The sequence below is a fragment of the Sphingobacterium sp. UBA7631 genome (genome assembly GCF_002483935.1).
GTDB classification, from domain to species: domain Bacteria; phylum Bacteroidota; class Bacteroidia; order Sphingobacteriales; family Sphingobacteriaceae; genus Sphingobacterium; species Sphingobacterium multivorum.
Map to the genome: position 1 here is coordinate 652,434 of NZ_DLIX01000002.1, position 13,583 is coordinate 666,016.

Consider the following 13,583-nt stretch of genomic DNA (forward strand, 5'->3'; position numbering starts at 1 on the left):
TTGTATATAAAAACAACATGATACTATTTTTTATAAAAAGGATAGAGCTTTACCTCTTCATTTTAATGCTGTGTTCGTTCCATTCGGGACGAGCACAGCAAAAGCTTGCTGTAGAGATTCAGATGCCTGCTTTTGCGGAGACCACAGTAGGTGAAATCTTTCAGCTTTTGAAAGAGAAGGAAGATGTATTGTTCTCCTTCAATGGAAATATCCTACAGACAGACAGTGTTATTCATACCAAGCCTTTTAAAGGAAATTTGTACGATTATCTAGATGGGATTTTGGGAAAGGAATATTCTTTTAAAGAACTAGGCAGACATATTATCATTCAATATACACCACAACGGATGTCGGTAGATTTTGAAGTACAAACACCCACTAAGAATAAAGTGGTTATAACAGGTTATATCAAGAATATTCGAACCAACCGCCCGATTTCCAATGCGAGCATCTTTGATCGAAATGCTTTACTGTCTACATTGACGGATCAAAATGGCTACTTTGAACTAGATGTAAAGAAAAGGAGTAATCTCATTGCCGTGAATGTGAGTAAGGAAGCTTTTCGGGATACCAGTGTTATGGTGATTTTTCCGATAGAAGCGCGAATTGGAGAAAAGAAGACGCGTGATTATGGCTATTTTGAGGGTTATGAAGAAGATCATGGTCTTTATCGATCGTTTTGGGGACGGGTGTTTCTCTCGCCTGCCCAGAAGATCCAAAGTATGAATTTAGGAGGAATGTTTTTGTATAGTCCATACCAAATTTCGATGACACCAGGATTAAGTACGCATGGTTTTATACGCTCGCAAATTGTGAATAAATTTTCCATCAATATCATTGGTGGATCTACGGCGGGCGTAAAAGGTATGGAACTCGGTGGCGTATTTAATATCAATCAATACGATATGCAGGGTATGCAGATGGCTGGGGTGTTCAATGCGGTGGGCGGAAATGTGCGTGGAGTGCAGCTCGCTGGTGTAGGGAACCGTGATTTCGGAGGAATGACGGGGCTACAAATGGCAGGCGTTTTCAATGGCGTAGGTGGAAATGCAAGTGGGGTACAGATCGCTGGCGTGGGAAACCATGTTGTCGGGCAAGTAAAAGGTCTACAAATAGCAGGTGTTTTCAACAAAGCAGATACGGTGAGAGGAGTTCAGATTGCCGGAGTTGTAAATTTGACGAAAGATGCTTCTGGAACGACACAGCTTGCCAGTATACTTAATCATAGCGAATCGACTGTTGGAAATCAAATTGCAGGCCTCGCCAATAAAGCAAAAAAAGTAAAAGGAATTCAATTGGCCGGTATCGTCAATATCGCGGATAGCAGCGATTATCCCATTGGTCTGCTCAATTTTATTAAAAATGGCGAGAAAAGTCTTTCAGTAGCAATTAATGAAGATAGCTACCTCGGACTGCAATTTCGTTCAGGTGGTCGTGTACTTTATAGCCTATTATCGATCAATGTGGCACTTGAAGGTAATCGACCTGATAAATATGCCTTTGAAGCTGGGTTAGGAGCTGTAGTGCTCAATGGGGCTAAATTCAGTCTCCGCACTGAAATAACAGCGCGTAATCTTCTGACCGAGAAATTTAAAATGCTGGATAACCATCAGTCCTCGCTGCGGGTAATTCCGGCCTTTAAACTAAGTGAGCGCATGTCTATATTTGTCGCTCCCAGCCTTAACTATGCAGAAAGAGATGAGAATTCAATTTATGGTGGCAGTACGGTGTGGAAAGCTTGGCGAAGAGACCGTACACGAAATACATTTTATGGCGGTGGAATGGCAGGTCTGATGTTAAAATTATAAAACTGAAAACTATTTGTTATTAGTGTTGTTCTATAGATAGCTTTTAAACATTTAACATTTTACGTAAACGCCCAATATCACTTTGATAGCGGGCGTTTATCTTTGTATAGCTGATTGGAGAACAGTGTTTAAGCGACTGTCGCAGTCTTTAATACATTACGGTAAGGATAAGAATGGAAGATGTGTCTGCGGGCAAATCGACCTAAAGAATCTGCGTTGACAAATTTAATATAGTCATTCCGCTGAACACCAAAATATTCATATTGACTACCATCGTGAAAAGTGACTGTCAATATTTGTCCTTTCCAGTCAATATCCTGAATACCAGAATTGGTAATTGTCTCCGTGTAGATTGGTAACTGTTGCTCTAATGTTTCCGGACAAATGCTTACCAGAAAATGGTATGCTTCGATCATTTCAACACTTTTTTGCTCTGCAGCCAAACGACCTTCTTCATCATTGACAAATTTATCGGGATGACATTCTTTCATGATTGTCCGGTAAGTAGATTTTAGGGTTTTAAGATCCACAGATTTATCTACATTAAGTAACTTCCGGTAGTCGGCAATTTTTTTCATGGCGGCAAAGATATGCTTAATAATCAGATTATTCGCTATGAAATAAGAAATTTTCTTATTTCTTCAACAAGGTTTTTACATAGAGTTGCTCGACCTTCTCTCTTGCCCAAGGTGTTTTCCTTAAGAAAGTTAGGGATGATTTGACGCTCGGATTTTCATTGAAGCAACGGATGGATATGCGTTGTCCCAACTCTTCCCAGCCATAATACTCCACTAAATATTCAATAATGGTGTCGAGTCTTTTTCCGTGTAATGGATTATTAATTTGTTCTTGCATGTCGTAAAGATAATAATCTTCAAATTATGGATTATGCTAATTTCTATGGTTTGAATGAAAATGGAACAGAACTTAGTGTGTATTAATATTCATTAAGTTGTGTGGCCAGCTTTTCTAGATCTAAATTGAGCTGTTCGTCCCAAATTGCTCCCGTAGCATCCAGCTTTCCTTTGACTCCTTGTATGAGTAGATTTCTTTTTTCGTCAATTTGAGCTCCTAATCCCTGCAGGATACGCTGTAGTTCGACATGCGCTGTTTCGCCTTGCGCAGCAGCAGTAATGATACTAACGGGCTTATCGGTGAAAACCGTCGTTGCGGCGCACCATTCAAGTAGATTTTTTAATCCACTGGGTACACTGAAAATATATTCAGGGCTGCTGATCAATACTAAATCGGCGTCATTGATTACCTGGCGAAGTGCAATAATTTCAATAGGTGGATGAGATTGGCTCTCCTCTGGATCAAAATGAGGCAGTTCTTTAAGACGATCAAATAGGGTGAAATGGATATCGGCATTGATCTCCTGTTGGAGGTGATTTACAATATGATGATTGGATGAATGTGCACTGGCGCTACCAACAATGGCAAAAATAGTTTTCATGTGAGTTTAAATCTAATCAACGGCTGTATACTGCTGCTGAGTTTTTACTTTTTATATTCTTAATTTAGGAACTAAATTACACTATTCAATTCAAACGATTGACTTTGTTCTTCGCTTCAATGTAATTTTTCGTTTCTTTCTCCTTTTACCGATTAAGTTTATACTTTTGGAACTGAGGACTTATATTAGCCTTTTTTCGGATTATATGCTTTATTATGAGAAATAAAATGGGGTACCGCTTATTGTGGGAACGTATTCGTACTGGAGACGAAACGGCTTTCTTTGACCTATATGCGGCACTCTATCAAGAGCTTGTCAATTTTGGAATACGTACATGTGGCGATAGTGACCTGGCAAGTGAAGCAACCGATCAGGTATTTGTGAAAATTTGGGAAAAACGAGAACAGCTTGACCGGGTCGAAAATGTACAGTCCTATCTCATTACTTTTTTAAAAAGACGTATTCTGCGTTTGCTGGAGAAACAACATAAAATAAATACAGCCCTTCAACATGTAAAAGCTGAAGATGATTGGGTGGAGATGCCCTATGAGGAGTTTGTCATCAAAGTACAGACGAATGAAATCATACAGATCCGTTTGAAAGAAGCACTGGAGAAGTTATCATTTCGTCAAAAACAGCTGGTGAATCTCAAGTTCTTTGAGGGATATTCGTATGAAAAAATCTCAGAAATTACACAAATGTCTGTAAAGACAGCCTATAATACGCTTTACGATGCTTTGAAAATCCTACGGGAAGAGTTAAAAGATATTTAAGTTTAACCTGTTGTGGTTCCTTTGCAGATCCAATAATTGTTTAGCATGCGCTGAAAACTATTACAGAATGCTATTTTTGTATTCTTTATTTAAAATAAAAATCTGAATTTCAGTGTTTTATGAAATATTTTAAATTTTCTTTAGGCAAAAGAACGTCTTTTGGGCACTATAGAGTAAATACCCAAAAGAATGAGCCAAAAAGATTGTAAACAGTTAGAAGATTTTTTGATTGACGATACTTTTCAAAAGTATTGTTCGGGAGAAGATAAAAACTGTATTCTGTACTGGCAACAATATAGCCTGAACCATCCAGAACAAGCGGAGACGATTCTGAAAGCCAAACGCCTCTATCAACTCTTGGTTGGCAATCGTCGACCTGTGAATGAGCAATTGGAAAAATTGAAGACAGATCTGCAGAATGTTCCAGTGGAGCATCAGGCATCCTTTCGGTTTAACTGGCCCAAATGGGCAGCCATTGCCGCTGTACTTGTTGCATTGGTATCGGGCGGAGTTTGGTATTATGCTCAACCCGGTAAAGTTGATTCCTCATTGCCAATAAGCGCAATCGGCCAAGTATATCAAACAAAAAATGGGGAGAAAAAGACCTTCGAATTAAGTGATGGAAGTACAGTAACGCTAAATTCTGCGAGTAAATTAGAGTTGTCCGCAGATTTCAATCAGGAATTGCGTGTGGTGCGGCTTGCTGGTGAAGGCTATTTTCAGGTAGCAAAGAATAAGGAGAAACCTTTTGTGGTACAGGCAGCTGATTTTGATATCAAGGTACTGGGGACAACATTCAATGTAAAGAGTTATTCTGATGAACCTACAGCAGAAGCATTGCTAGTGGAAGGCTCTATTGAGATGACGAGCAAAGGGCAGCGTGAAAATTCTGTTGTCATCAAACCGAATCAAAAAATCACGATCTTTAAGAATCAAACTGAAGTAGCAATCGCTCGTAAAACCAATAAACCAAACGCGAGCAAATTACCGATTAAGGAAATTGCCATAGAGAATATCCCTACAATAGAATCCAATACAGCTGAAATACCAGACATTGCGTGGCGTGAAAATAGATTAGAAATCGTGGACCAAGATTTTGAATCACTTCGTAGAACACTGGAACGTTGGTATAATGTGGATATACAAATCCAAAATGATCAATTAAAACAATATCGCTTTACGGCAACCTTCAGCAAGGAAGGTATTGTTCAGGTATTAAGTGCTTTACAGGAAGTTGAACCTTTTAAATTTAATGTATATGGGAAAAAAATAACTATATCAGAAAAGTAAAAAGGATGGTGGACCAACACCATCCTTCATTGAAAAAATGATTAACCAAAAGCAGCAACATTGGGGCGTGCTGCTTAATATTAATTTTAACCAACACTAAAATATGATTAAAAATTGCTTATTGCAAATGCGCAATGGATATATTGTGCATTTTAGATTCATTATCCGGATGAAACTAGCCTTAATTATGACTACGTGTGCTGTTATGAATGTTTCGGCAAATGTATTTTCCCAACAAAAAGTCTCCTTGGATGTCCAAAAAACAAAACTGAGCAAGGTACTTAAAATGATCGAAGAGCAAAGTGATTATTACTTTGTCTATAATTCGACGAACGAAAATTTAAATAAAGAAGTGTCAGTCAATGCGAATAATACCAAGGTATTGGATGTATTGGCTAAGCTTTTCAATAAAAGTGGATTGGTTTACTCCGTTTCTAAGGAAGGTCTTGTGGTTGTCAGTCAACAACAGCAGGTAGCTGTCGCAGGTGTCGTCACGGACGATAAGGGCAATCCCTTAGCTGGTGCCACGGTACGTGTTAAGGGAACCGCGGTGGGGCGGGCAACAGATATCAATGGACGTTTTACGATCGATGCCGCAACTGGAAACACCTTGATTATTTCTTTCGCAGGTTATACTTCGCAAGAAGTCGCCGTCACCAAAGAGGGGGATCTGAAAATTGTTTTATTGGAAGACAATCGGATGCTCAATGAGGTTGTTGTGACGGCATTGGGTATGAAGAAAGAGAAACGCTCGTTGGGGTACTCTGTTACGCAGGTTGCCGGTGAATCACTAACCACAGCCCGTGAAAATAATGTGATGAATTCACTTGTCGGAAAGGTGGCCGGATTGGATATCAGTTCTACATCTGGTGGGGCTGGAGCTGCGTCCAATGTGACCATTCGTGGGGTATCAAGTTTGAACCAGACAAATCAGCCATTATACGTAATCAATGGTATCCCCATGGAAAGTAAACCAGTAGGAATTGGAAATGCTAATTCCAAGGGAAACTCAGGAAGCCAATGGGATAATGCACCCGATCTTGGTGATGCGATCGGCAATATCAACCCAGACGATATTGAAAGTATTTCGGTTCTAAAAGGTGCGGCAGCATCAGCATTATATGGCTCAAGAGCGAAAGCTGGTGTTATCCTCATTACGACAAAATCAGGTAAAGGTAATTCGATCGATTTCAATAGTAACCTTGTTGCCGAGCAGATCATTGACAACACCAATTGGCAAACAGTGTATGGTCAGGGGGCGAACGGTGAGAAGCCAACAACCCAAGCAGGAGCGGCCCAAGTGGGCGGATCGAGCTGGGGAGCTAAATTGGACGGTTCTCCCGTAGTCCAATTTGACGGTGTATCAAGACCATATTCATTACAAAAAGGGAATTTAGATAGGTTTTATCGTACGGGTTCAACATGGACAAATACGCTGGCATTAAATAAATCATTTGATGGCGGATCTATCCGTCTGTCGGGAACAGATGTCAATAACAGGTCTGTTGTTCCAAATTCGGGACTGAAAAGACAGTCGTTTAATTTGGTCGGACTTTTTGAACCACTCAAAGGTTTGACGATTGATGCGCGTTACAACATGATTTTGGAGCAGGTCAAAAATCGTCCAATGGTTTCTGACGGTGCAGGAAACGCCAATTACAACGTTATGTTTTTGCCAACGAGCATTAATGTCAATGATTTGAAGCCATGGAAGGATGGCAATGGAAAAGAGATACTCTATAATTCAGGCAATGTGTATGCGACCAACCCTTGGTTTGCTGCAAATGAGTTTATCAATAACACCAATCGTGACCGCTCCATAGCCTCTGTTACGGCTAAATATACGATGGGCAACGGTTTGTTTGTTCAAGGAAGAGCGGGACGGGATGGCTATACTGATCATTATAAAAATGTATTGCCTTCTGGTACGGGTTATTATGAAAATGGTAAAATCGCTGAACAAGAAACCAAATTTGCGGATATTAATACGGATGTTTTGGTTGGTAAGTCATTCACTTTCGGTGATTACACCCTGACGCCTAATCTCGGAGCGAGTTACAGAAATACTAAAATCAGACAAACGACAAATTTGGGTACCGACTTCGCGATATTCGGTGTTTACAATATTTTGAATGCAAAAAATAAATCGGTAGCGTATCTCGAAAGCGAATCGGAGACACAGTCTACTTACGGTACCTTAGAATTTGCTTATAAAGATGTCGCCTATCTGACAGGTAGTTTGCGCTCTGACTGGTTTTCTACGCTAGCAACTCCGGGAGTGGATAATAAATTGAACTCGGTTTATCCAGCAGTTTCGGGATCATTTATCTTTTCAGAATATCTAAAGCCATCGTGGTTGAGTTTTGGAAAGTTGAGGGCAGGTTTTGCTCAGGTAGGGCAGGCAACAGATCCTTATCAAACCTTGCTAACCTATAATTTTAGAAGCGAGGTACTCAACGGTCAACCGTTAGGGGTTATTAACAATGTGAATATCCCGAACTCTTCCTTGAAAGCTTCTACAGCAACAGAGTTGGAAATTGGAACGGAGTTGCGTCTTTTTAATGATCGTGTAAACTTGGATCTAACCTGGTATAACAAGAAGTCGAAAGATGAGATTTCTTTTATCACAACCCCTTCAGCAAGCGGGTACGCCGGTGCCGTACTCAATGCCGGAAAGATGCAAAATAAGGGATTTGAAGCGTTGATTTCTGCTACTGTTGTTAAAACCGAAGATTTTAAATGGGTGTCTTCATTGAATGGTTCTTACAACGACAATAAAGTGATTTCATTGGCTGAAGGAATGGACGAACAGACGGTAGCAACGTCCCGTTCGGGTGTAGGTTACTTAATGAATAAAGTTGGTATGCCTGCTTTTCAGATCATGGCTTTCGATTATAAGTATGATAGCAATGGCGAGATCGTAAAATTGGCTGACGGTTCTCCTGACCGGGGTGAGTTAAAGTCTTATGGTTCAGCTATGAATAAATGGTTTGCAGGTTGGAACAATGAATTTAACTACAAAAGGTTTAATTTCTCTTTCTTGATTGATGGAAAGTGGGGTGGAAAGCTTTTCTCAGGAACAGACTACTACGGTTACATTTTTGGATTGCATCAGGAAACTGTGGCAGATCGTGAAAGCTTGGGTAGAACGGCCTCTACTTATTATACCAATACAGCGAATAATGTATCCAAGATATTTGTAAACAGCGCTGATTTTGTAAAGTTGAGACAGGTCGTTATGGGGTATACTTTCCCTTCCAACTTATTCAATAACAAAGTTAAGTCAATTACGGTAAGTGCTGTAGCGCGCAATCTCTGGACGATCATGAAGAAAACAAATAACATTGATCCAGAATCGAGCTATAATGCAACTTTCCCGGGTTTAGAACTCGGCGGTGTTCCAGCAGTGCGTACTTACGGTGTTAATTTAAGTGTTAAATTCTAATTGCAAACAATCATGAAAAGATATATTAAACCGGTATTTGTTAGTTTAATGGCGGCTACATTATTTATGGAAAGTAGCTGTACCAAAGATTTTGATAAGATAAATACAGATCCAGTTGCTTACGGAAAAGAAAATTGGGATCCAAATTATACATTGAGCTCAGCACAATTATTTTACACCGGAAGTTTTGATTTTGCATACGATACATGGCGTGGAAATCTGATTTATTCTTCCACAATGATGCAAGGTTTATCGACCGTAGTGAGTTATTGGGCTGGGGACAAATATATGCTGAATGAAAGTTATACCGCGGCTTATTGGGGGACGGGTACAGTAGGGGCCTATATTGAGCAGGTTCGTAATATTGTGGATGTGGTTGAGTTTACAAAAGACAAACCAAAATATGCAAATCTCCACAATGTCGCCCGTATTTGGAAAGCTTTAATTTTCGCACGCTTAACTGATTTGTATGGCGATGTTCCCTATTCGGAGGCGGGACTGGGTTTTTATACCAAAGTTTATAAACCGAAGTATGACAAGCAGCAGGATATCTACGCTGATTTGCTGAAGGAACTGGAAGCGGCTACTGCAGCGTTAAAGGATGATGGTGATAAAGTCACTGGGGATGTTATTTATAAAGGTGATATTGCCAAATGGCGTAAATTTGGTAATTCTCTACTGCTTCGCACAGCGATGCGTTTGGTTAAAGTAGACGAAGCTAAAGCGAAAGAGTATGTGCAGAAGGCTGCGGGCAAGACAATGGACAGTAATGCTGACAATGCATTTATTTTACATGATGAGTCTGGATCTCGGGTAACGCAAAATAGAAATAGCCAAGTTTTATTGGGTGATGGTGGTCAAGAGAATTATTATGTCAAATGGTCTAAAACATTTATTGACTATCTAAAAAGCAATAATGATCCGAGGTTACAAAAGGTAGCTGTCACAAAACTGTATTTATCGGAAAAGGATAAAGGACAGAACGGGAGTTTTATCACAGACCCAACCAAGCAAAAGGGGATGCCTAACGGAAAGGATTTGGGCTCAAATGCGCAGTATAACATCAGTAGCGATCCAAGTTACACGACCTTTGCGGAATATTCTTCGCCCAATCCTAATATGATCAAGCGGACTGGCGCGACATTTATTTTGACCTACGGTGAATCCGAATTGCTTTTAGCAGAGGCTGCCCAACGTTGGGGCATCGGTGGTAGTGCGAGCGACCATTATAAAAAAGGGGTGAAGGCAAGCATTACGTATCTGAATCAATATGATGGTTCCTTGGCAATAAGTGATGCAGATGCCGAGACTTACTTGGCAGCAAATCCATTTAATGCTGCTGATGCCTTAAAGCAGATTAATACTCAATACTGGGCACATACCATAACGATGATGGACTTTTATGAAACTTGGAGCAACTGGCGTAGAAGTGGCTATCCAGCGTTAACTCCTGTGAATTATCCAGGCAATGCAACGTCGGGGACTATTCCAAGAAGATTCCCTTATCCTTCTACTGAAGCGGCTATCAATGGCGAAAACTACAGAGCAGCTTCGGCCGCAGTACCTGGCGGAGACAAGTTGTCTGGTCGAGTTTGGTGGGATAAATAATTACAATGGTTTGTTTTTGATTGAGGCTGAACTTTCGTAGTTTGGCCTCTTTAAACCTTTTATAAAATATGATAAACCTAAAAAATCAATTGCTGTTTGCGATCGCGACTTCCTGTCTTGTTTTTTCATGTAAAAATAATACTGAAAAAAAAGAAGTTGATGCGGTAAAATCAACTTCTTTGTCCGGTACCTATAAGCTTATTGAAAGCAAGACAATTAAAGGGAAGGATACGGTGACCGCTTTTACGGATGCCAGTAAAACAGAGATGTTTAAAATGTTCAATGATGACCATTTTTCTTTCTTTAACCACGATAAGGAAAAAGGTAAAGGGAAAGAACCGCTATTTGTAGCCGGTGGCGGTACCTATTCTTTTGATGGTGTAAACTATCAAGAAAGACTACAATATTGTTCAATGCGGGATTGGGAAAGCAATAAGTTTGATTTTAAACTTACTTTAAAAGGAGATACCTTGATTCAAACCGGTGAGGAAAATTTACCTGAATTGGGGGTTAAACATACCATTGTGGAAACCTATTTAAAAGTCAAATAATCAATATTCTTATACCTGGAATTTTAACATCCCTCTTAAGTTTATTTTATTAATGCAGGCACTCAAGATTTCTTGAGTGTTTTTTTTGTTTGCTGGGAGGCCCTTTAAAAGGCTTTTATGCGATAATAGCATTATTTTAGAAAAAAAATAAAATTATATTGCAACATTTTCAACAGGGGCCCGACTACATAGTAGAAACATAAGAATTAACAGTATTAATTTTAGAACGTGCAAAATCAGCTTAGCGATAAGGAATTATTAGCGATGTGCCAAACGGGCAACGAGTCTGGCTTTGCGCAGCTCTATCATCGGTATGCAAAAAAGATTTTTAATTCTATTTATCGGGTTTTGTCGAATCAGGAAGAAAGTGAAGATATTTTACAGGAAACCTTTGTTGATTTTTTTGCAAGATCAGATAAATGGCATTTAGTGCTCAGTGTGGAGGCCTGGTTGAGAAGAATGGGGGTGAATAAGGCAATCTCATTATTACGGAAGAATAAGCAATATTTTACGCCGGTGGATGATCTGGAAATTCAGGATGATGGCGAAGACGAATTGCTGGAAAAAGAGTGGCGTGAATGTCGTTTGACAGATTTGGAAAATGTGATCGATCAACTGACCGGTGTACCTAAGATGGTGGTCAATCTTTATCTGTTTGAAAATATGAGCCATGATGAAGTTGCGGAAACATTGGGGATGACAGCAGTTGCTGTACGTAGCCAATACCACCGTGCTAAAAAGAAAATTTACGAACAATTGAAGGAAAGGTATAATTATGCGGGATAATTTAAAAGATTTTGTGAACGCTAATCGGGAGGCATTTGATCAGAGAGAACCTTCGGCTGACTTATGGAATAAAATTAGGCCACAAGTAGTCCCCACTGTTCAGGAAAGAAAGATTAAGCCTTTATGGAAATGGGCAAGTATTGCGGCAGCAGCATTGTTAGTTGGGACAGCAACCTTTATTGCTTTTGACCAACATCATGAATTAGCGGTAGAAAAACCTGTGGCTGCAGTACATCCGGTTACTGTTCAGAAAAGTACTGGAGATACAAATGTGGATCATGCTGGCCTGATGGATATTGTTTCTGATAGCCAAAAGAATTCAGCTCGGGTTAACGCAATAGCGGGTATCGAAGGCAAAAGAAAACAATTGGCAAAAGTAAGCGTATCCGAAGCTGCTCATCGCGAAAAGGAAGAGAAGATGGATTATGTTCAGATGCTTCAAGATTCCAGTTCTGCGAGTACACGGTTAAGTGCTGTCTTGGCGATGAAAGATGGGGGAAGCTTAGATGGGAATAGTAGGGGAGCTTTAGAAAAGACTGCTGTATCAGATCAAAGCAGTAATGTACGCATGGCTGCAATTGAAACGATATTAAATGGACTTAGTCCGGAAGAACGTCAACAAAAGGTTCAGGACTTTTTTGTGGAGCAAAATGATCCCACTTTACAAATGGAACTGATGCAAATGATGGCCCAACAGGCGGATCCGACGATGAAGGCGACGACAAAGGAAAAGTTAAATGAAATTGTCGAAGATCCCTTTACCCTGAAATTTGTGAAGGAGCAGGCCTATGCAGTATTATTAAATCAATAACGGAATATATTAAGTTGGAAGTCGGATTGTGTATGTTAATCAATGAAAAAGCTTAAAATGCATTATTTGACACATAATAAAGTAAAACTAAAACGAAATGAAAAAGATAAGGATAATGATGATTGGGGTCGCACTGATCTTTGCAAGCGCATTGCAGGCCCAGGTAAATGAAAATGTTGAAGGAGTTGCTGCGCCAAAACCTCCTAATCCTCCTAAAAAGGCTAGAGCGGTGTCAGGAGTTGTTGTCAGTAATAATCATAATTTTACCTACAGTTCTGCTGGATTCGGCCGTTCCAATGGGCCGAAAAGCTGGAAAGAAATTAAAGTGCCCAACTTGGGGAATAAGCTCCTATTAAAATTGGATAATGTTTATATCGAAGGGTATAAGGGAAAAGACGTGCTGATTACGGCCAAAGTGGAGGAAAGTGAAGAAAATGACCGCGCCAAAGGCCTACGTGTGATCAATGGCTCGGGCTTATCGGATAATTCAGGGCTTGGTATGAATATCAAAACAGAAGGTGGGGTGACTGAAATAAGTATGGTAGGGATGCCCTTAGAAGATTCTATTCGTATCAGGATACCGATGGATCTGCCTGTGACGATCAAAGGCGGTCGTGGAGCGATGTTTAATGCTGGGGAAATCGAATTAAAAGATATCCTGGCTGAGGTCGAAGTTGCTAGTACAATGGGGAATGTGAATTTATTGAACGTGACGGGGCCGATCAATGTCAAGGTTGCACAGGGAGATGTAACGGCCAAATTTGTTCAACCTGTTAAAGGACCGATTTCTTTGGTCGCAGCAATGGGGGCCGTAGATGTGGCCTTTCCAAAGAATTTTGGTGCTAATGTGGATGTGAAATCAGCCATGGGGAACATCTATGCAGCAGACGAGTTTCAGTTTGAGAAACAGTCTGAAGAGCCGAAGTCAACGCCAATGGGAAATGCGGTGAAAGGCAAAATGAATGGTGGTGGACAGGATGTTATCTTAAAAACATCCATGGGAGATATTTACATAAGAACACAGAAATAAAAAAAATAGCCTGTTAGAATAACAG

At 40.1% G+C, this 13,583-nt stretch carries 12 protein-coding genes; 9 read left to right on the top strand and 3 right to left on the bottom strand.

Annotated elements, in window-relative coordinates; all coding sequences use genetic code 11:
- The first annotated feature begins 17 nt into the window (after positions 1-17).
- Entirely contained in the window at positions 18-1,808 is a 1,791-nt protein-coding gene (locus B3P16_RS02815) for a carboxypeptidase-like regulatory domain-containing protein (protein WP_147282011.1), read from the top strand.
- Between the two features lie 128 nt (positions 1,809-1,936).
- Here the strand turns inward: B3P16_RS02815 and B3P16_RS02820 are convergent, their stop codons facing one another.
- The 3 genes from B3P16_RS02820 to B3P16_RS02830 form a co-directional block, all read right to left on the bottom strand.
- The gene (locus B3P16_RS02820) at positions 1,937-2,386 is read right to left on the bottom strand and encodes a KTSC domain-containing protein (protein WP_070567345.1); all 450 of its coding nucleotides are present in this window, start codon (positions 2,384-2,386) and stop codon (positions 1,937-1,939) included.
- A 55-nt stretch (positions 2,387-2,441) separates the two neighbouring features.
- The gene (locus tag B3P16_RS02825) at positions 2,442-2,663 is read right to left on the bottom strand and encodes a VF530 family DNA-binding protein (protein WP_046674232.1); all 222 of its coding nucleotides are present in this window, start codon (positions 2,661-2,663) and stop codon (positions 2,442-2,444) included.
- A gap of 82 nt (positions 2,664-2,745) precedes the next feature.
- Positions 2,746-3,264: an NADPH-dependent FMN reductase gene (locus B3P16_RS02830; RefSeq protein WP_070567343.1), complete on the bottom strand. Its 519-nt coding sequence runs from the start codon at positions 3,262-3,264 to the stop codon at positions 2,746-2,748.
- Positions 3,265-3,479: 215 nt separating this feature from the next.
- Between B3P16_RS02830 and B3P16_RS02835 the strand changes: the two genes are divergently transcribed.
- From B3P16_RS02835 to B3P16_RS02870, 8 genes are all read left to right on the top strand, one after another.
- Positions 3,480-4,037, top strand: coding sequence for an RNA polymerase sigma factor (locus tag B3P16_RS02835; RefSeq protein ID WP_046674230.1), 558 nt, complete (start codon positions 3,480-3,482; stop codon positions 4,035-4,037).
- 189 nt (positions 4,038-4,226) lie between these two features.
- Positions 4,227-5,327, top strand: a complete 1,101-nt coding sequence (locus tag B3P16_RS02840) for a FecR family protein (RefSeq protein WP_286841321.1) — start codon at positions 4,227-4,229, stop codon at positions 5,325-5,327.
- 103 nt (positions 5,328-5,430) lie between these two features.
- A complete protein-coding gene (locus B3P16_RS02845; protein WP_236590839.1) occupies positions 5,431-8,772 on the top strand; it encodes a SusC/RagA family TonB-linked outer membrane protein in 3,342 nt (1,113 codons plus the stop codon).
- A gap of 12 nt (positions 8,773-8,784) precedes the next feature.
- Positions 8,785-10,380 (top strand): SusD/RagB family nutrient-binding outer membrane lipoprotein, encoded by a 1,596-nt coding sequence (locus B3P16_RS02850; protein WP_115047590.1) that lies wholly within the window; start codon positions 8,785-8,787, stop codon positions 10,378-10,380.
- 68 nt (positions 10,381-10,448) lie between these two features.
- Positions 10,449-10,931 (top strand): hypothetical protein, encoded by a 483-nt coding sequence (locus B3P16_RS02855; RefSeq protein ID WP_201303495.1) that lies wholly within the window; start codon positions 10,449-10,451, stop codon positions 10,929-10,931.
- A gap of 228 nt (positions 10,932-11,159) precedes the next feature.
- Positions 11,160-11,717 (top strand): RNA polymerase sigma factor, encoded by a 558-nt coding sequence (locus tag B3P16_RS02860; RefSeq protein ID WP_046674226.1) that lies wholly within the window; start codon positions 11,160-11,162, stop codon positions 11,715-11,717.
- Positions 11,707-12,528 carry a hypothetical protein gene (locus tag B3P16_RS02865; RefSeq protein WP_286769290.1) on the top strand — a complete coding sequence of 274 codons (822 nt, stop codon included), beginning with the start codon at positions 11,707-11,709 and terminating at the stop codon, positions 12,526-12,528. Before B3P16_RS02860 ends, B3P16_RS02865 begins: the two co-directional genes overlap by 11 nt.
- 97 nt (positions 12,529-12,625) lie before the next feature.
- On the top strand, positions 12,626-13,558 hold the full coding sequence (locus B3P16_RS02870; RefSeq protein WP_286841323.1) for a DUF4097 family beta strand repeat-containing protein: 933 nt from the start codon (positions 12,626-12,628) through the stop codon (positions 13,556-13,558).
- Positions 13,559-13,583 lie beyond the last annotated feature (25 nt).

Excerpts from the sequence above, each read along its gene's own strand:
- B3P16_RS02815 (WP_147282011.1), top strand. The coding sequence starts at position 18 with ATGATACTATTTTTTATAAAAAGGATAGAGCTTTACCTCTTCATTTTA.
- B3P16_RS02820 (WP_070567345.1), bottom strand. The coding sequence starts at position 2,386 with ATGAAAAAAATTGCCGACTACCGGAAGTTACTTAATGTAGATAAATCT.
- B3P16_RS02825 (WP_046674232.1), bottom strand. The coding sequence starts at position 2,663 with ATGCAAGAACAAATTAATAATCCATTACACGGAAAAAGACTCGACACC.
- B3P16_RS02830 (WP_070567343.1), bottom strand. The coding sequence starts at position 3,264 with ATGAAAACTATTTTTGCCATTGTTGGTAGCGCCAGTGCACATTCATCC.
- B3P16_RS02835 (WP_046674230.1), top strand. The coding sequence starts at position 3,480 with ATGAGAAATAAAATGGGGTACCGCTTATTGTGGGAACGTATTCGTACT.
- B3P16_RS02840 (WP_286841321.1), top strand. The coding sequence starts at position 4,227 with ATGAGCCAAAAAGATTGTAAACAGTTAGAAGATTTTTTGATTGACGAT.
- B3P16_RS02845 (WP_236590839.1), top strand. The coding sequence starts at position 5,431 with ATGATTAAAAATTGCTTATTGCAAATGCGCAATGGATATATTGTGCAT.
- B3P16_RS02850 (WP_115047590.1), top strand. The coding sequence starts at position 8,785 with ATGAAAAGATATATTAAACCGGTATTTGTTAGTTTAATGGCGGCTACA.
- B3P16_RS02855 (WP_201303495.1), top strand. The coding sequence starts at position 10,449 with ATGATAAACCTAAAAAATCAATTGCTGTTTGCGATCGCGACTTCCTGT.
- B3P16_RS02865 (WP_286769290.1), top strand. The coding sequence starts at position 11,707 with ATGCGGGATAATTTAAAAGATTTTGTGAACGCTAATCGGGAGGCATTT.
- B3P16_RS02870 (WP_286841323.1), top strand. The coding sequence starts at position 12,626 with ATGAAAAAGATAAGGATAATGATGATTGGGGTCGCACTGATCTTTGCA.